The sequence below is a fragment of the Brevundimonas vesicularis genome (assembly GCF_027105095.1).
Lineage (GTDB): Bacteria > Pseudomonadota > Alphaproteobacteria > Caulobacterales > Caulobacteraceae > Brevundimonas > Brevundimonas vesicularis_E.
Genome location: NZ_CP114278.1, coordinates 1,784,873 through 1,808,899 on the forward strand (window position 1 = coordinate 1,784,873; position 24,027 = coordinate 1,808,899).

Sequence of the window (24,027 nt, forward strand, 5' to 3'; positions counted from 1 at the left end):
TTCATGCATCTGATCGAAACCGTCCTGCTTCTGCTGTTGGCCGTGGTGGTGTCGGGTTCGATCGCGCGGATCACACGCATCGCCTTGCCCTTGGTTCAGATCGGGCTGGGCGCCGCCATCGTGCTGATTACGGGCAAGACGGTCGATCTTGAGCCAGACATCTTCTTTTTGCTGTTCCTGCCGCCGCTGCTGTTTCTGGACGGTTGGCGCATTCCGAAGGAAGACCTGTTCCGTGACCGGGCGGTAGTCCTTGAGTTGGCGCTGGGATTGGTGCTGTTCACCGTCGTCGGTCTGGGTTTCCTGATCTGGTGGATGATCCCGGAGATGCCGCTGCCGGTCGCTTTCGCCCTGGCCGCCATCCTGTCGCCAACCGATCCCATCGCAGTTCAGGCCATCGCGGCGCGGGCGCCCATCCCCAAGCGCCTGATGCACATTCTGGAAGGCGAGTCGCTGTTGAACGATGCGACAGGTCTGACCTGCATGCGCATCGCGGTCGCCGCCGCGACGACGGGAGCGTTTTCGATCGGCCATGCGGTCGGGACGTTCGCCTGGCTGGCTCTGGTCGGGGTCGCCGTCGGCGTTCTGGTCACCATGGCCATCAGCTACGCCAAGAGCTTCGTCAGCCGACGCTGGGGCGAGGACGTGGGCGCGCAGATTCTGGTCAGCCTGCTGATCCCGTTCGCCGCTTATCTGGTGGCGGAAGAATTGCACGCGTCCGGTATTTTGGCGGCGGTGGCGGCCGGGGTGACGATGAGTTTCACCGAACGCGGCGGCATCGCCGGCCAGTCGATGGCGACGACGCGGATCCGGCGCAGCGTCGTGTGGGACACGGTTCAGTTCGTGGCGAACGGCATCATCTTCGTGATCCTGGGCGAACAAATGCCCTCGATCATGTCGCGCGCGGCCGAGGTGGTGGCGGGCACCAGCCGGCCCGAGGTCTGGTGGCTGGCGGTCTATGTGTTCGGCATCGTCGCCACCCTGGCGGCGCTGCGGTTCGTCTGGGTCTGGACCTCGCTGAAGCTGACCCTGTTTCGTCGCCGCCATCGTGGGCCGCCGGCCAAGGTCGGTCTGCGGCTGACCATGGTGATGTCTCTGGCGGGCGTGCGGGGCGCGATCACTCTGGCGGGTATCCTGACCCTTCCATTCGCCTTGGGCGACGGATCGCCGATGCCGTCGCGGAACCTTGCGATCTTCCTCGCGGCGGGTGTGATCGTGGTGTCGCTGGTGGTGGCCACGTTCGCCTTGCCTAGACTTCTGAAGAACGTCGAACTGCCGCCGGAGCCGTCGCACGAGCAGGAAGAGGATCGCGGCCGGGTTGCCGCGGCCTCGGCCGCCCTCCGCGCCATTGAGGACGCCTCGCACGCTATGGCGGAGGGCAAACCCAACCCCGATCTCTATTCCGACATCGCCGGTCGGATCATGGAGACCTATCGCCAGCGGATCGAGACCCACACCCGCACGGACGAGGAAGACGCCGCCCTCACGCGAAAGATGGACGATATCGAGCGTCGTCTCTGGCTGGCGGGGCTGGCCGCCGAGCGCGAAGAACTGCGGCGGCTGCTGAGGGCGCGTCAGTTGGATGAGGTGACGGCCAAGAAGCTGTTCCGTGACGTCGATCTACAGGAACTGCGCTACCTCTGACGCTCAGCGATCCATGAAGGCGGCGACGGCGGCGTAGCTGTCGGCGATGTTGTGTGCGCCGCGCGCCGTCAGGCGTTCGGCATGGCCGTCGCGGACATGGCCGCCCGCCGTCAGCCCCACGACCGTCATACCGGCCGCGACCCCTGCGGTGACGCCCGCCTCGCTGTCTTCGATCACCAGGACGCGGGCCGGATCGATGCCCATCGCGTGGGCGGCGTGCAGGAAGATGTCGGGGTGGGGCTTGCCCCGTTCGACCACCAGGCCGGTGAAGACCGCGCCGTCAAAATGATCCGTCAGGCCGAACAGCTTCAGGCCGACGCTGATCCAGTCGGGGCCGCTGGACGAGGCGATGCAGCGGGGCTCGGGGCGGGCGGCAACGAAGTCCAACAGACCGGGCACGGGTTCAAGCTGCTGCGGCGCGCGCTGGCGACAGGTCGCAAACCATGTGGTGTGGAAGTCATCGGGGCAAGCACGACCCAAGGCCGCCTCGACGACCGGCCGATTGTCGCGCCAGCGCTTGCCCGTATAGGCGGCCAGGACGTCGTCGAGCGAGGTCGGCAGGCCGATGGCGGTCAGTTGCTCGGCCATGACGGTGCTGTTCAGCACCTCGCTGTCGGCGACCACGCCGTCGTAGTCGAAAATGATCAGGTCGTAGGTCACGCGGGGTCGCTCAGGCTTCAGGCGCGGCCTTTTCGGCGACCTTTGCGGCGTCCCAGAGGCGGTCCATCTCGGCCAGATCCGATTGGTCGGGCGTACGGCCGTCCTTGGCCAGTTCCGCCTCGATGAAGCCGAAGCGACGCACGAACTTGGCGTTGGCGGCGCGCAGGGCGTCTTCGGGCTCGACGTCCAGCTTGCGCGCCAGGTTGGCGACGACGAACAGAAGGTCGCCCAGCTCTTCGCGCGCCTTGGCCTTGTCGCCAGCGGCGATCTCGACCCGCAATTCCTCGACCTCTTCGGCCAGCTTGTCGAAGACCTCGTCGGTGGAGGGCCAGTCGAAGCCGATGCGACCGGCGCGCTTCGTCAGCTTGGCGGCGCGGGTCAGGGCGGGCAGGCCGACCGGCACGTCGTCTAGAACGCCCGGCTTCTTGCGATCCTTGCGCTCGGCGGCCTTGATGGCTTCCCAGGCGACGGTCTGTTCCTTCGAGGAGCGCTGCGCCTCGTCACCGAAAACGTGCGGGTGGCGGCGCTCCAGCTTGTCGGCGATGGCTGTGACCACGTCGTCGAAAGGGAATAGCCCTTGTTCCTCAGCCATGCGGGCGTGGAAGACGACCTGGAACAGCAGGTCGCCGAGTTCGCCCTTCAGTTCGTTCAGGTCGTTGCGCTCGATGGCGTCGGCGACCTCGTAGGCCTCCTCGATCGTATAGGGGGCGATGGTGGCGAAGGTCTGCTCTACGTCCCAGGGGCAGCCGCCGTCCGGGTCGCGCAGCCGCTCCATGACGCCGAGCAGGCGGTCGATGGGCCTCAAGTCCGGGCTCCGTCGCGGGCGTCCAGGGCGAGACGGATCTCGTCATGGCGCTGGGGCGTCAGGGGATAGCCCTTCAGCACCCAGGCGGCGGCGGCCAGCAGCAGGCCGGGGACCAGGATGAACAGGATCTGGAGCGTCAGCAGCGAGAACGCGCTGTTGCCCGCCGGGCCCGGCAGGGCCTTGAAGCCGACCCACTGCAGGATGAGGTAGGGGATCAGAGCCACGACATGGCCGATCTTGGTCGTGGCGGACAGGATGGAGAACATCAGGCCGGTGCGGTCCACGCCGGTCTCCAGCCGAACCTCGTCGCCCGCGTCGGCCATCATGGCCCGCAGCAGGAACAGGCCGGCGGCATAGGGCAGGCCGGCGATGAACATGGCGGCCGCCGTCAGCATGAAGTTGCCGCCGGGAACCAGGGTGGCGGCGATATAGAGGGCCGCGAAGATCAGGCTGGCGACAGCCAGGGCCTTGTCCTTGCCGATCCGCGTGGCCAGCCAGGCCCAGATCGGCGCGCCGCACAGACCGGCGATGAAATAGAACAACATGAACAGGCCGGCCTGGCTGTGGTCGTAGCCCTTGATCTGTCCGAAGAAGAAGAACAGCAGCGAACCCGTGATGCCCGGCGCGACGCCCAACAGCAGGTCGGCGATCAAGAGCTTCCGGACCGTGGGCATCTTCAGCAGGGCCAAATAGGCGCTGGCGCCCCCATGCGGCTGGTCACCCGCGTTGACGGGCTCCGGCACGGCGACCATGGCCAGGCCGATGGTGACGGGCAGGGCGATCAGGATGGCCCAGCCCATGATCCGCACGCCGTCGGCATAATTCCCGATGCCGGTCTGAACCACCACGGTCGGCAGCACCAGAATCAGGATCACGCCGATGATGTTGAACACCTGCCACCAGCCATAGACGCGGCTGCGCTGGTCATACTGCGGCGCAAGCACGGCGGCCCAGCCAAGTTGGCCCAGGGTGCCGATCGAGAAGCCGAGATAGAGAACCAGCAACCAGCCGAGCAGATAGGCGGGCCCGGCGCCGGGCTGGACAACCACGAACATCATGAAGGCCGACAGCATCAGGATCGGCGTCGAAATCGCCATCCAGGGGCGATAGCGGCCGAACCGCGTCTTGGTCTTGTCCATGCCCCAGCCGATGAAGGGGTCGAAGACGATGTCGATCAGGCGCACGGCCATAAAGACGGCCGCCACGACTCCCAGTTCCAAGCCCACATGGGTGGCGTAGAACTCCGGCAGGGTGACGGGCAGGGCGACGCCAAAGGCCGCCAGCGGCAGGCACGGGCCGGAAAAGGCCGCGAGCACGGCGTTGGAACGGCGGGGCGCGGTCGGCGCGGCGGTGGACATGCGTCGGTCCGAAAGGCGCGGCGCGAGTCGGCCGCGCGCCACCATGCCAGCGATCGGTGACGCATGCACTTGTGAGATCGACCGGCTTGGGGCTTCCTGTGGGACATGTGGCGAAGCCTTCTTGCGTTCCTGTCCCTTGGCTTCGTCTTGGCGTTTGCCGGCGGCGCGCGTGCGGCCGGGCCCTGCCACACCAACGCCGACGGTTGGCAGGCGCAGGGACTGGCGAACGCGGCATCGGTCTACGGCATGGAATGGGCGCCGTTCGGGGCGGCGGAGTGGGGGTGGCAGGCCTATCTGCCGCTGATCCAGCGCGAGCTGCATACGACTTGCGGACCCGGAACGCCGATCTTCGCATCGCAGCTGGCGGGGTTTCAGCAGACGCACGGCCTGGCGCCGACCGGCCTGTTCGATGCGGCGACATTCCAGGTGTTTCGTGGCCTTTGGCAGGAGCGCAGGCCATTCGTCATGGCGCGCGTCGGCGGAGCCTGTCCCGAGCCGCCTCCGATCAATCAGCTGGGCTATCTGGTCGCGTCCGAGGAACATGCCGACCGTCTGACACGTCTGCTGCGCCGCGACGTGCTGGACGCCTATCGCCGACTGGTCGCCGCCGCCCGGGCCGAGGCTCCGGAGGTGGGGGCCGATCCCGAACTGCTGCAGATCTTCTCCGGCTTCCGCGATCCCGAGGCGGACGCGGCGCGCTGTGCGCAGCAGGGCAACTGCGACGGCCTGCGCCGCGCCGTCTGTTCGCCTCATCGGACGGGCACGGCGGTCGATCTTTACGTCGGCCAGGCGCCGGGTCTGGGCGTCGATTCCACCACCCCGGCCAGCCGTGAATATATGGCGCGGTCGGCGACCTATCGCTGGCTGGTGACGAACGCTGGGCGTTTCGGCTTTGTGCCCTATGTCTATGAGCCGTGGCACTGGGAGTATGTGAAGCCTTGGGATCCTTCGTTCGCGCCCTGACCGAAGCTGAGAAATCGCTGGCGCGAGAGGCGTTCGGGGCCGCGATCGACCTGGCGCCCGTCCGTTTGATCGGTTGGCCGTTCCGCCGCGCCTTCGTGGCTGGACGCTGGTTCGGGCGAGACTGGATCGTATGGCCGCAAGCGCAGCTCGTCGCAGACTTCACTTCGGCGTCCGAGCGAATGCAGGGCGTGCTGATTCATGAACTGACGCACGTCTGGCAGGCCCAGCAGGGTGTCAATCTGCTGTTCGCAAAGCTGAAGGCTGGGGACACCTCCGCCTCCTACGCCTATCGCGTGGAACCGACCTGCCGGTGGGACGCGTTGAACATCGAGCAGCAGGCGATGGTGATGGAGCATCGTTTCCACTGTCGCCGCGGTCGCCTCACACCGGGCGACAGGACCTTTTACGACGCCGTCTGTCCCTTCAAGACGTGATTTGACGTGGAGGACTTGCAGAAGGGCAAGCAGCGCGCCAAGTTAGCAACGGTCGTTGTTGCGAATTACGACCCTTGTCATTCAATGGAGCCTCCCCGATGCCGAAAGTCCTCGTCCTCTATCATTCGACCTATGGTCACCTGGAAACCATGGCCGAGGCGGTCGCCGAAGGCGCGCGCGAGGTCGAAGGCGCCGTCGTGGACATCAAGCGCGTGCCGGAAACCGTGCCGGAAGAGCTGGCCAAGGCCTCGCACTACAAGCTGGACCAGAAGGCGCCGATCGCCAAGATCGACGACCTGAAGGACTACGACGCCATCATCATCGGCGCCGGCACCCGCTTCGGTTCGGCCGCGTCGCAGATGCGCGCCTTCCTGGATCAGGCCGGCGGCCTGTGGTTCTCGGGCGCCCTTATCGGCAAGGTTGGCGGGGCGTTTACCGCGACGGCGACACAGCACGGCGGTCAGGAGACGACCTTCCAGGGCCTGCACAACTTCTTCATGCACCACGGCATGCCGGTCGTGGGTCTGCCCTATTCCTTCCAGGGACAAATGACGCTGGACGCCATCCACGGCGGCTCGCCCTATGGCGCATCGACGATCACGGGCGGCGACGGCTCGCGTCAGCCCAGCGACGTCGAGCTGGACGGCGCCCGGTTCCAGGGCAAGCATATCGCCGAGCTGGCTAAGAAGCTGCACGGCTGATCCGATGCGTCAACCCGCCGTCTTCTTCGGCCACGGTTCGCCCATGAACGCGCTCGGCGGTCCCTATGGGGCGGCCTGGCGTGCACTGGGCGAAGCGATCGGCAAGCCCAAGGGTGTGGTGATGATCTCCGCCCACTGGGAGACGCGCGGGCTGGGCGTAACCGCGCAGGAGAGGCCCGAGACCATCCATGACTTCGGCAACTTTCCGCGCGAACTTCATCAGATGCAGTATCCGGCGCCCGGGTCGCCTGCGCTGGCGGCGCGGGTGTCGGCGCTGACCGGGGCCGTCCAGACGCAAGGGTGGGGCCTGGATCACGGGACTTGGTCGGTGCTGTGCCATGTGTGGCCCGAGGCCGACGTGCCGGTCGTGCAACTGTCGCTGAACCGCGAGCTGACGGCGCGCCAGCATTACGAACTGGCCAAGGCGTTGAAACCGCTGCGCGACGAGGGAATCGTCATCGCTGGCTCGGGCGACTTCGTCCACAATCTGCGGACCTGGAAGCGAGAGGACGGCGCAGAGCCCTACGCCTGGGCGACCGGCTTCAACGAGGCGGTGAAGACGGCGTTCGAACGGGGCGACCATGAAGCGCTGATCGACTGGGTGGGTCTGGCCGAGGACGCGCAACTGAGCGTGCCGACCGACGAACATTTCCTGCCGGTGCTTTATATCGCCGCCCAGCAGGAGCCGGGCGAGGCGGTCAGCTTCTTTAACGACCGCATCGACGGCGGCTCGATCTCTATGACGGGCGTCCGGATCGGCTGATCAGGCCGCCTTCTCGGCCTCGACCATCTTCTGGATCGACACATAGTCGGTCTTGCCGGTGCCCAGGACGGGGACTTCGGCGACCTTGACGATCTTTTTCGGCACGATCAATTCGGGCGCGCCGTTGGTTCGCGCCCATTCAGCCAGGGGCGCGACCTCGGCTTCGGCGTGGTCAGTGACGAGCACCAGCTTCTCGCCCTTGCGGCTGTCCGGAATCGACACCACGGCGTGGCGCTGATCCGGCCAGACGGCGCCGGCGATCCCTTCGACGGCGGTCAGTGAGACCATCTCGCCGCCGATCTTGGCGAAGCGCTTGGCGCGGCCGCGGATGGTGACATAGCCGTCGTCGGTCACATCGACGATGTCGCCGGTGTCCAGCCAGTCGTCGCCGATCGGATCCCACTGCAGGGGCTCGGCCGATGTGACATAGCCGCTCATGACATTGGGACCGCGCAGCATCAGGCGACCGCCCGCGTTGACGCCCTCAACCGGCTCCAGCTTCCAGTCGATGCCGGGCAGGATTTGGCCCACGGTGCCCGGCGCGTTGCGATCAGGATGGTTGACGGCGATGACAGGCGAGGCCTCGGTCGCGCCATAGCCTTCCAGCAGTTCGACGCCGCCGAACTTTGTGTTGAACAGGGTTCGGGTTTCGTCGCGCACCTTCTCGGCGCCGGCGACGACGAACTTCAGCGTCGAGAAGTCGTTCGGTTCGGCGACGCGGCCGTACTGGTTCAGGAAGGTGTCAGTGGCGAACAGGATCGAGGCGTTCACCTGGGGCAGCAGGTCGGTGATCTGTTTGGCGTGCAGCGGCGACGGATACTGGAAGGCTTTCAACCCTTGCAGCAGCGGCAGGATGACCCCGCCGGTCAGGCCGAAACAGTGGAAGGTCGGCAGGGGATTGAACATCACCCATTCCGGCAGCAGGTCGATGTGGGCCGCCACCTGACGCGCATTTGCGACGAGATTCTTCTGGCTCAGCACCACACCCTTGGGCGTGCCGAAGCTGCCGGAGGTGAACAGGACGACGCCCGGTGCGTCCGGATCTGTCTTCACGCGGAACCGCTTGGGCGCCGCGCCGGCCGCGAGGCCGTAGAGCTTGTCGGCCAGACCGATGGTCTTGCGGACATCGTCCAGCCAGACTACCTCGGCCACCGTCTTCAGTTCGACGATCAGGTCGTCCAGCTTGGCCTGATCGATGAAGCGTTTTGCGGTCAGCACCTTCTTGACGCCAGAGGCCTTGATCGCCGCCTTCAGATTGGCTTCGCCGGCGGTGAAGTTCAGCATCACCGGCACACGACCGTGGGCGTGTAGACCGAAGAAGGTGACGACGACGCCCATGGACGACGGCAGCAGGATCGCGACACGCTCGCCCAGCTCGGTCATATTGGCGATCTTGCGGCCCAGCACGAAGGCGGCGCGGATCAGGCCGGTGTAGGTCAGCGGATGCCGGTCCTGATCCTCCAGGATTTCCTTGTCGCCGAACCGCAACCGCGCATCGATCAGGGCGTCGATCAGGGTCGAGTCGTAAAGCGAGGGATCCAGGGCCTGGCGCAAGCGCGTCTCCTACGGAGGACGCGGGCGGCCCTCTCTGTTGTTCGGGCGACTGTCATTAATGACGCCGCGTCATCTTGAAAAGATGCGTAACGTCGCGTGAGTTCCGATGCGCGACGCCTGCGGCAAGTCTGTTACCCGGTGTGCCTTGCCTAAACGGCCTCAAAGTCCGAAATACCGGCCATGGTCACCCTGATCGACACCCTTCAGCGCAAGCCGTCCGAGCTGCGTCACCCCGAAAAGCAGAACCGGCCCGAGTCGGTCGTTCTGAAGAAGCCCGACTGGCTGCGGGTGAAGGCGCCGGGCTCTGGTCAATACAACACCACCAAGGAGATCGTTCGCTCCAAGGGGCTGGTGACGGTCTGTGAAGAGGCGGCCTGCCCGAACATCGGCGAGTGCTGGAGCCAGAAACACGCTACCCTGATGATCATGGGCGACACCTGCACGCGGGCCTGCGCCTTCTGCAACGTCAAGACGGGCCTGCCTCAGCCGCTCGATCCGGAAGAGCCGAGCAAGGTGGGCCTGGCCGTCCAGCAGATGGGTCTGAACCACGTCGTCATCACGTCCGTCGACCGCGACGATGTGGCCGACGGCGGTGCGGCCCACTTCGCCGAAGTGGTGCGCCAGATCCGCATCCAGGCGCCCGACACCACGATCGAGATCCTGACGCCCGACTTCCTGCGCAAGGACGGGGCGGCGGCCGTGATGATCGACGCCAGGCCCGACGTCTTCAATCACAACCTCGAGACCGTGCCGCGCCTGTATCTGAAGATCCGGCCGGGCGCGCGCTACTTCCACAGCCTGCGCCTGTTGCAGATGGTCAAGGAGCGCGACCCCAACCAGTTCACCAAGTCCGGCATCATGGTCGGCCTGGGCGAAACCAAGGAAGAGGTCATGCAGGTGATGGACGACATGCGGTCCGCCGGCGTCGACTTCATCACCATTGGCCAGTACCTGCAGCCGACGCGCAAACACGCCGCCATTGATCGGTTCGTCACTCCGGAAGAGTTCAAGGCCTATGAGGCGATCGCCCGGGCCAAGGGCTTCCTGATGGTGTCGTCCAGCCCGCTGACGCGTTCGTCGCACCACGCCGGCGACGATTTCGCCCGGCTGAAGGCGGCGCGCGAGGCGCAGCTGCGCCGCTAAGTTCCGAATGGCCGTCCACCGCGTCACGCGCATTCTTCCCTATGCGCCCGAACAGCTTGCCGATCTGGTCGCCGACGTGCGTGCCTATCCCGACTTCGTGCCGTGGGTGACGTCGATGCGCGTCTGGAACGCGCGCGAGGAAGGCGAGGGCGTCGGCTTGCAGGATGCGGAGGCCAGCGTCGGGTTTTCCTTCCTAAAGGAGCGGTTCTCCACCTGGGTTCGGCATGATCGCCACGCGCCCAAGGTCGAGGTCGGCCTGCTGCGCGGCCCCTTCAAACACCTGAAGAACCGTTGGGAGTTCTTTCCTCATCCCGACGGCACGCGGCTGGAGTTCATGATCGACTTCGCCTTCAAGTCCCGGATGCTGGACATGATGCTGTCGGCGAACTTCGACCGGGCCGTGGAAAAGCTGATCGGCTGTTTCGAGGCCGAGGCGAAACGGAGGTACGGCGGCCGATGAGTTTTGATTTCGACGTGACCGTCGTTGGCGCCGGCGCTGTGGGCTTGGCGTGCGGTCGGGCGTTGTCGAAACGGGGCCTGACGGTGCTGGTGCTGGAGAAGGAAGCCCACATTGGTCAGGGCGTCTCCTCGCGCAATTCCGAGGTGATCCACGGCGGCCTCTATTATCCGACCGGATCGCTGAAGGCCCGCTACTGCGTCGAGGGACGCCATGCGCTCTACGACTTCCTCGCCAGCCGCAAGATCGACCACCGGAAATGCGGCAAGCTGGTCGTGGCGACGCAGGCATCAGAGGTCGAGCGGATCGAGGCCATCTTCGAACAGGCGACGGCGAATGGCGTCGAGGGGCTGGCGCATCTGACCGGCGCCCAGGCGCGGGCGCTGGAGCCGGAGTTGAACGCCCACGCCGCCATCCTGTCGCCCGAGAGCGGCCTGCTCGACAGCCACGGCTATATGCTCGCCCTGCAAGGCGAGATCGAGGATGCGGGCGGGTCGGTCGTGGTCTCGGCGCCGTTCGAGGGCGCAGAGCCGCTGGCGGGCGGCGGGTTCACGATCCGTGTCGGCGGGGAGGGGGCGATGCAGGTCACGAGCCGCCTTCTGGTCACCGCGCCCGGACTGTCGGCCCAGGCTGTGGCGGCGTCGATCGAAGGCTATCCGCCCGGAGACATTCCCGCCGGACATTTCGGCAAGGGCGTCTATTTCCGGCTGACAGCCAAGGCGCCGTTCGACCGCCTGATCTATCCGCCGCCCATCCCCGGCGCGCTGGGCACCCACTATCGCAAGGATCTGGGCGGTCAGGCCGTGTTCGGGCCCGACCTGGCCTATGTCGATACCGAGGATTACTCGGTCGATCCTGCCAAGGCCGAAGAGTTCGCCACCTACATTCGCCGTTTCTGGCCTGGATTGCCCGATGGCGCCCTGACGCCAGACTACGCCGGCATTCGGCCCAAGCTGCATGGGCCGGGCGAGCCGCAACCGGACTTCCAGCTTTATGGCCGCGAACATCACGGCATCGATGGCCTGATGGCCCTGTTCGGCATCGAAAGCCCCGGCCTGACCAGTTCGCTGGCCATCGGTGAAGCGGTGGCTGACGCTCTGACGGAGAACGCATGACCGAGCGCGAGAAGATGCTTGCGGGCTTGCCTTACGATCCGGGCGATTCCGATCTGCGCGACGGTCGCGCCCGCGCCGTGAGCCTGACCGTCGCCATCAACGCCGAGCCGGATCGCGACCGGCGCGGCGCCCTGGTCAACGAACTGGTCAATGCGGCCGACGGCAAGGCGATCATCATGCCGGGCTTCTTCTGCGACTACGGCGTCAACATCCACTTGGGCGCGCGGGCCTTTGCGAACGCCAACTGCGTGTTTCTGGACTGCGCCGAGATTCGCATCGGCGACAACTTCCAGGCCGGGCCGGGCGTACAGCTTCTGACGCCGGAACATCCGCTGGACGCGGTCGCCCGCCGGGGCGAGGAGACGGCGCGGCCGATCCTCATCGGGGACGACGTCTGGATCGGCGGCGGCGCGATCGTTCTGGCGGGCGTCACCATCGGCGATCGTTCGGTGATCGGCGCGGGATCGGTCGTGACGAAGGACGTGCCGTCCGACGTGGTGGTGGTCGGCAATCCTGCGAAGATCGTCCGGCGTCTGACGCCTGCTTAAACGCCTTGAAATCGTCGCGTGGTTCATGCATAAGCCGCGCCTCGCGTGGCGGTCCTGAGGGCCGCCGCTATTGTTTTCGCGCTAGACGGAGCTCGGCTCTGGGCGGCGCCCGACTTAGAAGATTGAGACGGACATGGCCGTTCCGAAGCGCAAAGTATCTCCCTCGCGTCGCAACATGCGCCGCGCCCACGACGCCCTGACCTCGAACGTCTACGTTGAGGACAAGGACACCGGCGAGCTGAAGCGCCCGCACCACATCGACCTGAAGACCGGCACCTATCGCGGTCGTCAGGTCATCACGCCGAAGGAAGACTAGTCTTTCAGGCGACCCCGACTTCAGTCGGATGACGATTTCGACGGCGCGCGGTGACCCGCGCGCCGTTTTCATGCGTTCAATGCGGTGAAGCTTCATTTGGAGAATACTGCATGATGATTCGTCTCACCGCCGTCAGCGCCGTCGCGCTTATCACCCTTGCCGCCTGCGGCCGTGACGAGCGCCCGACCGCAGAAGCGCCTCAGGAGACGCCGCCGGTCGCCATGGCGCCGGCGGCTCCGACCCCGCCTGTCACGCCTGCCGCCGATCCCAATATCCTTACAGCCGAGGGGCTGGGCCCCGTGCGAATCGGCATGTCGCGGGCCGATCTGGTGAAGGTTTGGGGTGAGGACTCTCAGCCGAACGCTGTTGGCGGCCCGGAGCCGGAGGTCTGCGATCAGTTCCATCCGACCAAAGCGCCAGCGGACGTGCTCGTGATGATCCAAAGAGGGGTCCTGACGCGAATCACCCTGTCTCGTGGCGCGACAATCGAGACCGATCGCGGGTTTAAGGTTGGCGACACGGCCATGGCGATCAAACAGGCGTACGGCGGATCGATATTCGCGCAACCCCACAAATATCAGGATGCGCCTGCCGAAGACCTGTATGCTTGGTCAAAAGGCGGTTCCAGCGCCTATGTCACCGACCCGGCGGCCCGTGGGGTCCGCTATGAAGTCGGCGCGGACGGCAAGGTCATCGCCATTCACGCCGGCGATCCTTCGATCCAGCTGGTCGAAGGCTGTTCCTGACGCACGGCGACGATGTCGGCATTGGCGTTTGGCGGGGAGGCGGCTAAACCGTCGGACCTCCCTTGCCCCTTGAGCCAAAGAGCCGAGCCATGACCGACATCGCCGACATCGTCGCCCGCCAGATTCTCGACAGCCGGGGCAATCCGACGGTCGAGGTCGATGTCACGCTGGAAGACGGTTCGTTCGGCCGCGCCGCTGTTCCGTCCGGCGCGTCCACGGGCGCCCACGAAGCGGTCGAATTGCGCGACGGCGACAAGGACATGTGGGGCGGCAAGGGCGTCCAGAAGGCGGTCGACGCCGTCAACGGCGAGATCTTCGACGCCCTGTCCGGCATGGACGCCGAGCAGCAGCGCCGGATCGACGACGCCATGATCGAGCTGGACGGCACGCCCAACAAGGGCCGTCTGGGCGCAAATGCGATCCTGGGCGTGTCTCTGGCCGTCGCCAAGGCCAGCGCCCTGTCGGCCAATCAGGAGATGTATCGCTATCTGGGCGGCGTCTCGGCCCGTGTCTTGCCGACCCCGATGATGAACATCATCAACGGCGGCGCGCACGCCGACAATCCGATCGACATCCAGGAGTTCATGATCCTGCCCACCGGCGCCGAGACCTTTTCGGACGCCGTGCGTATGGGCGCCGAAATCTTCCACGCCCTGAAGAAGCAGCTGAAGGACGCCGGGCACAACACCAATGTCGGCGACGAGGGTGGTTTTGCGCCCAATCTGGCCTCGGCCGATGAGGCGCTGAGCTTCATCACCAAGGCAGGCCAGGCGGCGGGCTATCTCGCGGGCGAGGACTTCCACCTGGGTCTCGACGTCGCCTCGACCGAGTTCTTCAAGGACGGCAAATATGTCATGGCGGGCGAGGGCAAGACCGTCGATTCCGACGGCATGGCCGCCTATCTGGTCGATCTGTGCGAACGCTTCCCGATCGTGTCGATCGAGGATGGCATGGCGGAAGATGACTTCGACGGATGGCGCCTGCTGACCGAGCGCCTTGGCGACCGCGTCCAACTGGTCGGCGACGACCTGTTCGTGACCAATCCGGCGCGTCTGGCCGCCGGCATCGGCGAAGGTCTGGCCAACTCGATCCTGATCAAGGTCAACCAGATCGGCACCCTGTCGGAAACCCTGGACGCCGTCGATATGGCCCACCGCGCGGGCTATACCGCTGTGATGAGCCACCGGTCGGGCGAGACCGAGGACTACACCATCGCCGACCTAGCCGTGGCGACCAACTGCGGGCAGATCAAGACCGGCTCGTTGGCCCGCTCCGACCGGGTGGCGAAGTACAACCAGTTGCTCCGCATCGAGGAAATGCTGGGCGACCAGGGCGTCTATTTCGGCGACGGCATGCTGCTGAAATAGAGATCGGAATTGTCGGCGGAGAATCAGCGTTTTCCGCCGACAATCTTACGGTCAAGCTACATTTCGTTAGGCATTTTCGGGCACGGTTTCTGAACTGTGTTTTCGCGCTCAGAAGGAGCGTCTCAAGTGCCCGAACGGATGAAACCTTACCGCCTGTCCCTCGCCCTGTTGCTGCTTCTGGCCTATCTCGGGGTGCAGGCGCTGACGGGCGAGCGCGGACTGTTGAGCGGCTCGTCTCGCGACGCCCTGCTTGGGCAGCGCGAGGACCAGCTGGCGCATCTGACCGAGCAGCGCCGCGACCTTGAGACACGGGTTCGCTATCTGCGCACCGACAGCCTGTCTCGCGACCTTTTGGAAGAGCGCGCCCGCGCCGTGCTGGGCTTCTCCGACCCGCGCGACTATGTGATCCATGTCTCGGCTCCGGCTGTTCAAGGGTAAAAGTCTTCGCCACTTGAACTATTGTTACAGGGCGACCCGCACCCCTTTGCGTTTCCGGAAGGAAGGCTGCTAAAGCCCCTTTCCGTAACGATAAGAAGGCGTCGGTCCTCGGCGCCTAGCCGGGAGATACCGGATGGCGAAAGCCCCAGCCAAATCCGCTCAGACGACCACGCCTGACAAACTGCCCAACACGCCGACGGCGTCCAAGGAAGATCTTCTCCGGTTCTATCGCGAGATGGTTCTGATCCGCCGCTTCGAAGAGCGTGCGGGCCAGCTCTACGGCATGGGGCTGATCGGCGGCTTCTGCCACCTGTACATCGGCCAGGAAGCCGTGGCGGTCGGCGTCCAGGAGAGCGTTAAACAAGGCCACGACAAGATCATCACTGGCTACCGCGACCACGGCCACATGCTGGCCGCCGGCATGGACCCCAAGGAAGTCATGGCCGAGCTGACCGGCCGCAGCGGCGGATCGTCCAAGGGCAAGGGCGGATCGATGCACATGTTCGACGTGCCGACCGGATTCTACGGCGGTCACGGCATCGTCGGCGCCCAGGTGGCGCTGGGCACCGGCCTGGCTTTCGCCGGCAAGTATCGCGGGGACGATTCGGTGGCCTTCGTCTATTTCGGCGACGGCGCCTCGAACCAGGGGCAGGTGTACGAGAGCTTCAATATGGCGCAGCTGTGGAAGCTGCCGGCCATCTACATCATCGAGAACAATCAGTACGCCATGGGCACGAGCATCGAACGCTCGTCCTCAACGACCGAACTGTATCAGCGCGGCGCCAGCTTCGGCATTCCGGGCGAGCAGGTCGACGGCATGGACGTGCTGGCCGTGCGCGACGCGACGGCGCGTGCGGTGAAGCGCGCCCGCGAGGGCGGCGGTCCCTTCATCTTGGAAGTGAAGACCTATCGCTATCGCGGTCACTCGATGTCAGACCCGGCCAAATACCGGACCAAGGAAGAGGTCGACGAGGTCAAGAAGACCCGCGACCCGATCGATCACCTGAAGACGCTGCTGTCGGCCGCCAATGCGACCGAGGACGAGCTCAAGGCCATCGACAACGAGATCAAGGCGATCGTCGCCGAAGCTGTTCAATTCGCCCAAGAGAGCCCGGAACCCGATCCGTCCGAGCTCTATACCGACGTCTACGTGGAGGCCTGATCCGTGACCGACATTCTGATGCCGGCGCTGTCCCCCACGATGGAAGAGGGCACGCTGACCAAATGGCATATCAAGGCGGGCGACACCGTGTCGGCCGGCCAGGTGATCGCCGAGATCGAAACCGACAAGGCGACGATGGAAGTCGAGGCCGTGGATGAAGGCGAAGTGCTGGAAATCCTGGTCGCCGAAGGCTCCGAGAACGTGAAGGTCAACACGCCGATCGCTCGTCTGGCCGGCGAAGACGGCGCAGCGGCCCCTGCGCCCAAGGCTGAACCCGCGCAGGGCGAAGCCGAGGCGCCCAAGGCTGCGGCCGAGGGCAAAACCGGCGATCCCGAAAAGGCCCCGGCCCAGACCGCGACGCCCAAGGTCGAACTGCGCGATCCGGAAATCCCGGCCGACGTCAAATTGGTCAAGACGACCGTGCGCGACGCCCTGCGTGACGCCATGGCCGAAGAGATGCGTCGCGACGATCGCGTCTTCCTGATCGGCGAGGAAGTCGCCCAGTACCAAGGCGCCTACAAGGTCAGCCGCGACCTGCTGCAGGAGTTCGGCGATCAGCGCGTCGTGGACACGCCGATCACCGAGCATGGTTTCGCCGGCCTGGGCGTCGGCGCCGCCATGTCGGGCCTGAAGCCGATCGTCGAGTTCATGACGTTTAACTTCGCCATGCAGGCGATCGACCACATCATCAATTCGGCCGCCAAGACGCTCTATATGTCGGGCGGTCAGATCCGCGCGCCTATCGTCTTCCGCGGCCCGAACGGCGCCGCTTCGCGCGTCGGCGCCCAGCACAGCCAGGACTACTCGGCCTGGTACGCGCAGGTGCCGGGTCTGAAGGTCATCGCGCCCTATGACGCGGCCGACGCCAAGGGCCTGCTGAAAGCCGCCATCCGTGACCCGAACCCGGTCGTCTTCCTCGAACACGAGATGATGTACGGCCTGGAGTTCGACGTGCCGGAGGTCGAGGACTATGTCCTGCCGATCGGCAAGGCCAAGGTCCGTCGCGAAGGCAAGGATGTCACCATCACCGCGCACAGCCGCATGGTTGGCTTCGCCCTGCAGGCCGCCGAGAAGCTGGCCGAGCAGGGTATCGAGGCCGAAGTGATCGACCTGCGTACCCTGCGTCCTCTGGATCACGAGACCATCGTCGAGAGCGTCAAGAAGACTAACCGTCTGGTCTCGGCCGAAGAAGGCTGGGGTCCGATGGGTGTCGGCGCCGAGGTTGTGGCCCGCGTCATCGAACATGCTTTCGACTATCTGGATGCGCCGCCGCTGCGGGTTCACCAAGAAGATGTGCCGCTGCCCTACGCCGCCAATCTGGAAGCGCTGTCGCTGCCGGGCGCGGACAAGATCATCGCGGCCGTGAAGCAGGTGATGGCATGACCGAGGCATCGGAGTTCATGCTGACGACGCCAGACAGCGTCGCTGCTGACCCCAAGGCCATCGAAGTCCTTCGGATGTGGTGGTCGAAGGACGAGCCGGTGATGTCCGTCAAACCGGCCTTCAACGATCCCATACAGTTCGGTCGGCTGCTGGCCTATGCGGCTCGACATATGGCGCATGGTTATGCCGTGCGGCATCAACACGATGAAACTGCGGCCTACCACCGCATCCTCGAAGGTCTCAGCGAAGTGGTGAAGGCGAATGACGTCCGCACTGTCGCCGAACCGATTACGCCAACCGGGGGGAACGCCTGATGACCGACATCCTGATGCCGGCCCTGTCTCCGACCATGGAGGAGGGCGTTCTGGCCAGGTGGCACGTCAAGGTCGGAGACGTCGTCTCCGCCGGCGACGTGATCGCCGAGATCGAAACCGACAAGGCGACGATGGAAGTCGAGGCCGTGGACGAGGGCGAAGTCACCGACATCCTGGTCGCTGAAGGCACGGAAGGCGTGAAGGTCAATACGCCCATCGCCCGCCTGAAGGACGAGGGCGGCGCGGCCGCGCCCAAGCCGGTTGAAAAACCCGCCGCCAAGACGGAAGGAGCGCCCAAGGCCGAGGCTGCTCCCGCTGCTGACGAGGCGCCCAAGCCCGCTACGTCTGCCGCTCCGGCGCCCGCCGCGCCGAAGTCGGACAGCGGAGATCGCATCTTCTCGTCGCCGCTCGCTAGACGTATCGCCGCGCAGAACGGCGTCGATCTGAAATCGATCAAGGGCACCGGTCCGCATGGTCGCATCGTCAAGCGCGACGTCGAGGCCGCCGGCAAGGCGTCGACTCAACCCGCGACCGCATCGTCGGCGTCGCCCGCCGCGACCGCAGCGGAGCCGCGCAAGGCGCAGTCGCTGGCGCAAATGGGCATTCCGGACGGCAGCTACGACCTGATCCCGCTGGACGGCATGAAGAAGGCCGTCGCGCGCCGCATGGTCGACAGCGTCCAGAATGTGCCGCACTTCCCGCTGTTCATCGACTGCGAGATCGACCAGCTGATGGCCGTGCGCGCCAAGGTGAACAAGATGCTGGAGCCGCAAGGGATCAAGGTCTCGGTCAACGACTTCGTCATCAAGGCCGCCGCCCTGGCCCTGAAGATGGTGCCGGAGGCCAACGCTTCGTACACCCCTGAAGGCATCGCCATGCACCACAACGCCGACGTCTCGATGGCGGTGGCGATCGACGGCGGCCTGATCACTCCGATCATCAAGAAGGCCGAGACCAAGGGCCTGGCGCAGATCGCGACCGAGTCCAAGGACCTGGCAAAGCGCGCCCGCGAGCGCAAGCTGAAGCCCGAAGAGTTCCAGGGCGGCACCTTCTCGGTGTCCAACCTGGGCATGTTCGGCATCAAGCAGTTCACCTCGATCATCAATGAGCCCCAGGGCTGCATCATGAGCGTGGGCGCGGGCGAGCAGCGCGCGGTCGTCAAGAACGGCCAGGTCGTTCCGGCCACGGTGATGACGGTCACCCTGACCTGCGATCACCGCGTGGTCGATGGTGCGACCGGCGCCCGCTTCCTGCAGGCGTTCAAGCCGCTGATCGAAGATCCCGTCGCGATGCTGGCCTAAGGGGAGGGTGAGGTCATGACCTCGGTCTATGACTTCTCCGCCCGCGCCATCGACGGCACGGACGTTTCGCTCGATCGCTTTCGCGGTCAGGCGTTGCTGATCGTCAATACGGCGTCCAAGTGCGGCTTCACTGGCCAATACGATGGTCTGGAAAAGCTGCACCGGACGTTCGCCAATCAGCCGTTCGAGGTGCTGGGCTTTCCCTGCAACCAGTTCGGCGAGCAGGAGCCGGGCAGGGCGGCGGAAATCGCCGCCTTCTGCGCCACAAGTTTCGACGTGACCTTCCCCCTGTTCGACAAGGTGGAGGTCAACGGACCGAACCGACATCCGCTTTACGCCTGGCTGACCGAACAGAAGCGCGGCTTCCTGGGCTCCAAAGCCATCAAGTGGAACTTCACCAAGTTCCTGACCGACCGCGAGGGCAGGGTGGTCGCCCGCTATGCCCCGCAGACTGAACCCGAGGCCATCAAGGCCGACATCGAGAAGTTGATCTAATGGCTGCTGAATTCGATCTCGTCGTCATCGGCTCGGGCCCCGGCGGTTATGTCGCGGCAATTCGCGCCAGCCAGTTGGGCCTGAAGGTCGCCATCGTCGAGCGCGAGAACCTGGGCGGCATCTGCCTGAACTGGGGGTGCATTCCGACCAAGGCCCTGCTGAAGTCGGGCGAAAAGTTCGAGAGCCTGAGCCATCTGAAGGAGTACGGCCTGTCGGCGTCGGGCGCGTCGTTCGATTTCGACGCCATCATCCAGCGCTCGCGTGGAGTGGCCAAACAGCTGAATCAGGGCGTCGGCTTCCTGATGAAGAAAAACAAGATCGAGGTGATCGAGGGGTCAGCCAAGCTGGAGAAGGGCGCCGCCGCGCCCAAGGTCGTCGTCGCCCTTAAAGCGGGCGGTTCGCGCGCTCTGGAGGCCAAGTCCGTCATGCTGGCCGTCGGCGCCCGCGCCCGCGCCCTGCCGCAGATCGGACTGGAAGCCGACGGCGATCGCATCTGGGCCTATCGCGAGGCGATGGCGCCGAAATTCATGCCCAAGTCGATCGTCGTGATCGGTTCGGGCGCCATCGGCATCGAGTTCGGCAGCTTCTATCGCGCCCTGGGTTGTGACGTGACCGTGGTCGAGGCCGTGGATCGCATCATGCCGGTCGAGGACGAAGAGGTCTCCAAGGCCGCCCAGAAGTCGTTCGAAAAGCGCGGCATGAAGTTCAAGCTGGGCGCCAAGGTCACTAAGGTGAGCAAGGACGCCAAGGGCGTGAAGGTCGCCGTCGAGATCGGCGGCAAGGCCGAGACCCTGGAGGCCGAGGTCTGCATCTCGGCCGTAGGCATCACCGCCAACACCGACGGCATCGGCCTGGAAGAACTGGGTCTGGAAATGGACCGCGGCCACGTCAAGATCGACAGCCACTGCCAGACCAACGTCAAGGGGCTGTACGCCATCGGCGACTGCGCCGGCGCGCCCTGGCTGGCGCACAAGGCGTCGCACGAAGGCATCCACGCTGCCGAACATATCGCCGGCTACAAGACCCCCAACGTCCATTCACCCATCGCCGGCTGCACCTATGCCCAGCCGCAGGTCGCCTCGGTCGGCGTCACCGAACAGGCTGCGCGCGCCGAGAAGCGCGACGTCAAGATCGGCCGCTTCCCGTTCCGCGTGAACGGCAAGGCGATCGCCTCGGGCGACACCGACGGCTTCGTCAAGGTGATCTTCGACGCCAAGACCGGCGCCCTGATCGGCGCCCACATGATCGGTCACGAAGTGACCGAGATGATCCAGGGCTATGTCACCGCCATCACGATGGAGGCGACAGAGGAAGACATCCACGGGATCGTCTATCCGCACCCGACCATGTCGGAGGCCATGCACGAGGCGGCGCTGGACGCCTATGGGCGTGTGATCCACATCTAAGCCAGAGACGGAAACGGCCCCGGAGTGCTCCGGGGCCGTTTCTCGTTTCAGGCAGGCGGCGTCAGCGCTTCTTGCCCAATTCCGCCGCGATATCCTTGGTCATGCGCCCAACCTTGCGGTGGGCGGCGGTGATCTGGTCCTTGGTTACGCCCCAGCGTTTCATCCAGTATTCGACCGACTGACGTTCCGACAGATCAATGCGATCCTTGTCGATGAAGCCGCGCTTGTCCTTGAGGCCCGCCATCTTTGGCTCCGTTCATTGGGTCAGAGCGTCGGGTTAGGCCTTCTCGACAAAGCTGTCGATGACGCGCTTCTCCCCGGCCTTTTCGAACTCGACCAGCAGCTTGTTGCCTTCGATGACGCGCACGTTTCCGTAGCCGAACTTCTGGTGAAAGACGCGTTCGCCCTTTTTCCAGCCTGAACTGGATTTGGGGTCTGCGGTGGCGATCAGTCGGCCGTCGCCTTCGATGACGGCCCTGCGCGCGGGAATCTTGGCCGGGGTCTGAGTGGCGGTGAAGGATTGGGCGCGTTTCCAGCCGGGGGAGGAATAGCCGCTGCCGAAGGATGGCGCGTCGTCCCAGCGGCTCTTGGCCTCCTTCATGCCGGTCGAAGCGCCGTAATAGCCGGTATCGGATTGGGGATCGACGTGAGCGATGGGCAGTTCGTCGACGAAGCGGCTGGGCAGTTGCGAGGTCCAGCGGCCATAGACCAACCGGTTGGCGGCGAAGGAGATGCGAGCGTCCTGCTTGGCGCGGGTGACGCCCACGTAGGCCAGGCGGCGTTCCTCCTCGAGGCCCTTCTCGCCCTTCTCATCGATGCTGCGCTGGCTGGGGAAGACGCCTTCTTCCCAGCCAGGCAGGAAGACGAGCGGGAACTCCAGCCCCTTGGCGCCGTGCAGGGTCATGATCTGCACCGCGCCGTCGCCATTGGGATCATCGCTGGTCGCGCGCTCCAGATCCATCACCAGAGAGACGTGCTCCAGATAGGCCTGCAGCGTCTCGAACTGCTGCATGGACTGGGTCAGTTCCTTCAGGTTCTCCAGGCGGGTCTGGCCGCTGGTGCGGTCGGCCTTCTGCATGTCGGTATAGCCGCTCTCCTCCAGCACCGTCTCCATGACCTGCCAGTGGGGCGTAGTCTCGGACAGTTGGCGCCAGCGGTCGATGTCGCGCACGAAGTTGGACAGGGCGGTGCGGGTCCGGGCCTGAAGCTCGTCGGTATTGATCAGGCCCCGCACGGCGGTCAGGGCCGACAGGTCGTGTTGGCGGGCCAGTTGCAGGATCTTCTGCACGCTGGTGTCGCCGATGCCGCGTTTGGGCACATTGACGATCCGCTCGAAGGCGAGGTCGTCGTCTTCCGACAGGATCAGGCGCAGATAGGCGTGGGCGTCGCGGATCTCGGCGCGCTCGAAGAAGCGCGGCCCGCCGATGACGGTATAGGGGATGGCCAGCATCACCAGCCGTTCTTCAAAGGCCCGCATCTGGAACGAGGCGCGAACCAGAATAGCCATGTCCTTGTATTTCAGGCCCGGTTCGCCGGCGTTGGGACGCCGCGCAGTCTCGATCTCGTCGGCGATCAGCCGGGCCTCGGCCTCGCCGTCCCAGACGCCGCGCACCCGCACCTTGTCGCCGCTGTCATCCTCGGTCCACAGGGTCTTGCCCAGTCGGTCGCGGTTGGCGGCGATCAGGCCGGACGCCGCGCCCAGGATATGACTGGTCGAGCGATAGTTCCGCTCCAGCTTGACGATCTTGGCGCCGGGGAAGTCGCGCTCGAAGCGCAGGATGTTGTCCACCTCGGCTCCGCGCCAGCCGTAGATCGACTGATCGTCGTCGCCGACGCAGCAGACGTTGCCGGTCGAGGCCGTCAGCAGCCGCAGCCACAGATACTGGGCGACGTTGGTGTCCTGATATTCGTCCACCAGGATGTAGCGGAAGCGACGGCGATATTCCTCCGCCAGGTCCGCATGTTGCGACAGGATGGTAATGTTGTGCAGCAGCAGATCGCCGAAGTCGCAGGCGTTCAGGCTGCGCAAGCGCGCCTGATAGGCGGCGTACAGACCCTGGCCCTTGCCGTTGGCGAAGTCCTCGCCCGGCGGCAGCTTGTCCGGCGTCCAGCCTCGGTTCTTCCAGTGGTCGATCAGGCCGGACAGCGACTTGGGCGTCCAGCGTTTGGTGTCGATATTAGCCGCTTCCAGCAGCTGTTTCAGCACGCGTTCCTGATCGTCGGTGTCCAGGATGGTGAAGCTGGATTTCAGACCGACCAGTTCGGCGTGGCGACGCAGGATCTGGGCGGCGATGGAGTGGAAGGTGCCCAGCCAACGCAACCCTTCGGCGGAGGGGCCGATCAGATGCGTGATCCGTTCGCGCATCTCGCGCGCGGCCTTGTTGGTGAAGGTGACGGCCAGCAGCTCCCACGGCTTGGCCCGGCCCGTCGCCAGAATGTGCGCCAGCCGTGTTGTCAGCACGCGGGTCTTTCCCGTGCCGGCGCCCGCCAAAACCAGAACCGGCCCCTCGGTCGTCTCGACCGCCTCGCGCTGCTCCGGGTTCAGCCCTTTCAGATAGTCGTTCGACGCCTCGCCCTCGGGCGCACGGGCTCGCGCCAGGTCGGAAATTCGGGAGGCGGGAAGGTCGGTCACAGGCGCAGAAACATCCGTCAGTCAGATTCGAAACCGGAACATAAGGGGACCGCGCGGCAATGTCAGGGCCGCCGCCACAATGAAACCTCGGAACCCGGCGGATGGACGGCCGGTTCCTAGGTGCGATGCAGCAGAACACTGACAAAAGGGACGCGGCGTCACACCGCAAACCACGCGGCAAGAAGGCCGGGTGGTGGGCCTTCGTTTTGGGCATGGTCGGAATGTTCGTGATCCTGGCCGTCTGGGTCGTGTTGGTCGAGATGGGCCAAGATCCGCACGCCGACGTCGATTTCATCGGGCAACCGCAATCCTCCGACGCCGGACC

Annotated in this window: 26 protein-coding genes; 19 read left to right on the top strand and 7 right to left on the bottom strand. The window is 65.3% G+C overall.

Annotated features, from left to right (window positions below; translation table 11 throughout):
• Positions 1-3 precede the first annotated feature (3 nt).
• Entirely contained in the window at positions 4-1,641 is a 1,638-nt protein-coding gene (locus tag O2K97_RS08800; protein WP_269218968.1) for a Na+/H+ antiporter, read from the top strand.
• A 3-nt stretch (positions 1,642-1,644) separates the two neighbouring features.
• Here the strand turns inward: O2K97_RS08800 and O2K97_RS08805 are convergent, their stop codons facing one another.
• The 3 genes from O2K97_RS08805 to O2K97_RS08815 are packed head-to-tail and all read right to left on the bottom strand — an operon-like array spanning position 1,645 to position 4,464.
• The gene (locus O2K97_RS08805; RefSeq protein ID WP_269218969.1) at positions 1,645-2,301 is read right to left on the bottom strand and encodes an HAD family hydrolase; all 657 of its coding nucleotides are present in this window, start codon (positions 2,299-2,301) and stop codon (positions 1,645-1,647) included.
• Positions 2,302-2,311: 10 nt separating this feature from the next.
• Entirely contained in the window at positions 2,312-3,076 is a 765-nt protein-coding gene (gene mazG / locus O2K97_RS08810) for a nucleoside triphosphate pyrophosphohydrolase (RefSeq protein WP_419466115.1), read from the bottom strand.
• A 26-nt stretch (positions 3,077-3,102) separates the two neighbouring features.
• Positions 3,103-4,464 (bottom strand): MFS transporter, encoded by a 1,362-nt coding sequence (locus tag O2K97_RS08815; protein ID WP_269218971.1) that lies wholly within the window; start codon positions 4,462-4,464, stop codon positions 3,103-3,105.
• A 147-nt stretch (positions 4,465-4,611) separates the two neighbouring features.
• On the opposite strand from O2K97_RS08815, the gene O2K97_RS08820 reads away from it, so the two are divergent.
• From O2K97_RS08820 to ygiD, 4 genes are all read left to right on the top strand, one after another.
• Entirely contained in the window at positions 4,612-5,427 is an 816-nt protein-coding gene (locus tag O2K97_RS08820; protein ID WP_269218972.1) for a D-alanyl-D-alanine carboxypeptidase family protein, read from the top strand.
• Positions 5,403-5,861, top strand: a complete 459-nt coding sequence (locus O2K97_RS08825) for a hypothetical protein (RefSeq protein ID WP_269218973.1) — start codon at positions 5,403-5,405, stop codon at positions 5,859-5,861. The genes O2K97_RS08820 and O2K97_RS08825 overlap by 25 nt, the downstream gene beginning before the upstream one ends.
• 98 nt (positions 5,862-5,959) lie before the next feature.
• Entirely contained in the window at positions 5,960-6,562 is a 603-nt protein-coding gene (gene wrbA / locus O2K97_RS08830; RefSeq protein ID WP_055805062.1) for an NAD(P)H:quinone oxidoreductase, read from the top strand.
• A 4-nt stretch (positions 6,563-6,566) separates the two neighbouring features.
• Positions 6,567-7,325 (top strand): 4,5-DOPA dioxygenase extradiol, encoded by a 759-nt coding sequence (gene ygiD / locus O2K97_RS08835; protein ID WP_269218974.1) that lies wholly within the window; start codon positions 6,567-6,569, stop codon positions 7,323-7,325.
• Here ygiD and O2K97_RS08840 read toward each other — a convergent pair whose 3' ends face one another.
• Positions 7,326-8,879: an AMP-binding protein gene (locus O2K97_RS08840; RefSeq protein ID WP_269218975.1), complete on the bottom strand. Its 1,554-nt coding sequence runs from the start codon at positions 8,877-8,879 to the stop codon at positions 7,326-7,328.
• A 180-nt stretch (positions 8,880-9,059) separates the two neighbouring features.
• Between O2K97_RS08840 and lipA the strand changes: the two genes are divergently transcribed.
• From lipA to lpdA, 14 genes are all read left to right on the top strand, one after another.
• Entirely contained in the window at positions 9,060-10,022 is a 963-nt protein-coding gene (gene lipA, locus O2K97_RS08845; RefSeq protein WP_269218976.1) for a lipoyl synthase, read from the top strand.
• Positions 10,023-10,029: 7 nt separating this feature from the next.
• Positions 10,030-10,482, top strand: a complete 453-nt coding sequence (locus O2K97_RS08850; RefSeq protein ID WP_269218977.1) for a type II toxin-antitoxin system RatA family toxin — start codon at positions 10,030-10,032, stop codon at positions 10,480-10,482.
• Positions 10,479-11,594: an NAD(P)/FAD-dependent oxidoreductase gene (locus O2K97_RS08855; RefSeq protein ID WP_269218978.1), complete on the top strand. Its 1,116-nt coding sequence runs from the start codon at positions 10,479-10,481 to the stop codon at positions 11,592-11,594. The genes O2K97_RS08850 and O2K97_RS08855 overlap by 4 nt, the downstream gene beginning before the upstream one ends.
• Positions 11,591-12,142 (top strand): sugar O-acetyltransferase, encoded by a 552-nt coding sequence (locus O2K97_RS08860; protein ID WP_269218979.1) that lies wholly within the window; start codon positions 11,591-11,593, stop codon positions 12,140-12,142. The genes O2K97_RS08855 and O2K97_RS08860 overlap by 4 nt, the downstream gene beginning before the upstream one ends.
• Before the next feature lie 133 nt (positions 12,143-12,275).
• Positions 12,276-12,458, top strand: coding sequence for a 50S ribosomal protein L32 (gene rpmF / locus O2K97_RS08865; RefSeq protein ID WP_026108365.1), 183 nt, complete (start codon positions 12,276-12,278; stop codon positions 12,456-12,458).
• 110 nt (positions 12,459-12,568) lie between these two features.
• On the top strand, positions 12,569-13,204 hold the full coding sequence (locus O2K97_RS08870; protein WP_269218980.1) for a hypothetical protein: 636 nt from the start codon (positions 12,569-12,571) through the stop codon (positions 13,202-13,204).
• A gap of 89 nt (positions 13,205-13,293) precedes the next feature.
• Complete coding sequence (eno, locus tag O2K97_RS08875) at positions 13,294-14,571, top strand: phosphopyruvate hydratase (RefSeq protein WP_269218981.1); 1,278 nt, start codon at positions 13,294-13,296, stop codon at positions 14,569-14,571.
• Positions 14,572-14,709: 138 nt separating this feature from the next.
• Entirely contained in the window at positions 14,710-15,009 is a 300-nt protein-coding gene (locus O2K97_RS08880; RefSeq protein ID WP_419466116.1) for an FtsB family cell division protein, read from the top strand.
• A gap of 133 nt (positions 15,010-15,142) precedes the next feature.
• A complete protein-coding gene (pdhA, locus tag O2K97_RS08885; protein WP_039243674.1) occupies positions 15,143-16,171 on the top strand; it encodes a pyruvate dehydrogenase (acetyl-transferring) E1 component subunit alpha in 1,029 nt (342 codons plus the stop codon).
• Positions 16,172-16,174: 3 nt separating this feature from the next.
• Positions 16,175-17,554: a pyruvate dehydrogenase complex E1 component subunit beta gene (locus tag O2K97_RS08890; protein ID WP_269218983.1), complete on the top strand. Its 1,380-nt coding sequence runs from the start codon at positions 16,175-16,177 to the stop codon at positions 17,552-17,554.
• Entirely contained in the window at positions 17,551-17,868 is a 318-nt protein-coding gene (locus tag O2K97_RS08895; protein ID WP_045810788.1) for a DUF5076 domain-containing protein, read from the top strand. Before O2K97_RS08890 ends, O2K97_RS08895 begins: the two co-directional genes overlap by 4 nt.
• Entirely contained in the window at positions 17,868-19,169 is a 1,302-nt protein-coding gene (locus O2K97_RS08900) for a pyruvate dehydrogenase complex dihydrolipoamide acetyltransferase (RefSeq protein WP_269218984.1), read from the top strand. The genes O2K97_RS08895 and O2K97_RS08900 overlap by 1 nt, the downstream gene beginning before the upstream one ends.
• 15 nt (positions 19,170-19,184) lie before the next feature.
• A complete protein-coding gene (locus O2K97_RS08905; protein WP_269218985.1) occupies positions 19,185-19,664 on the top strand; it encodes a glutathione peroxidase in 480 nt (159 codons plus the stop codon).
• Positions 19,664-21,070 (top strand): dihydrolipoyl dehydrogenase, encoded by a 1,407-nt coding sequence (lpdA, locus tag O2K97_RS08910; protein ID WP_091746660.1) that lies wholly within the window; start codon positions 19,664-19,666, stop codon positions 21,068-21,070. The genes O2K97_RS08905 and lpdA overlap by 1 nt, the downstream gene beginning before the upstream one ends.
• A 61-nt stretch (positions 21,071-21,131) precedes the next feature.
• Here the strand turns inward: lpdA and O2K97_RS08915 are convergent, their stop codons facing one another.
• The 3 genes from O2K97_RS08915 to O2K97_RS08925 all read right to left on the bottom strand — a co-directional run bounded on the left by O2K97_RS08915 (position 21,132) and on the right by O2K97_RS08925 (position 24,004).
• Complete coding sequence (locus tag O2K97_RS08915; protein WP_055753752.1) at positions 21,132-21,314, bottom strand: DUF3606 domain-containing protein; 183 nt, start codon at positions 21,312-21,314, stop codon at positions 21,132-21,134.
• A gap of 33 nt (positions 21,315-21,347) precedes the next feature.
• A complete protein-coding gene (locus O2K97_RS08920) occupies positions 21,348-23,702 on the bottom strand; it encodes an ATP-dependent helicase (RefSeq protein ID WP_269218986.1) in 2,355 nt (784 codons plus the stop codon).
• Positions 23,703-23,860: 158 nt separating this feature from the next.
• Positions 23,861-24,004: a hypothetical protein gene (locus O2K97_RS08925; protein WP_269218987.1), complete on the bottom strand. Its 144-nt coding sequence runs from the start codon at positions 24,002-24,004 to the stop codon at positions 23,861-23,863.
• Positions 24,005-24,027 lie beyond the last annotated feature (23 nt).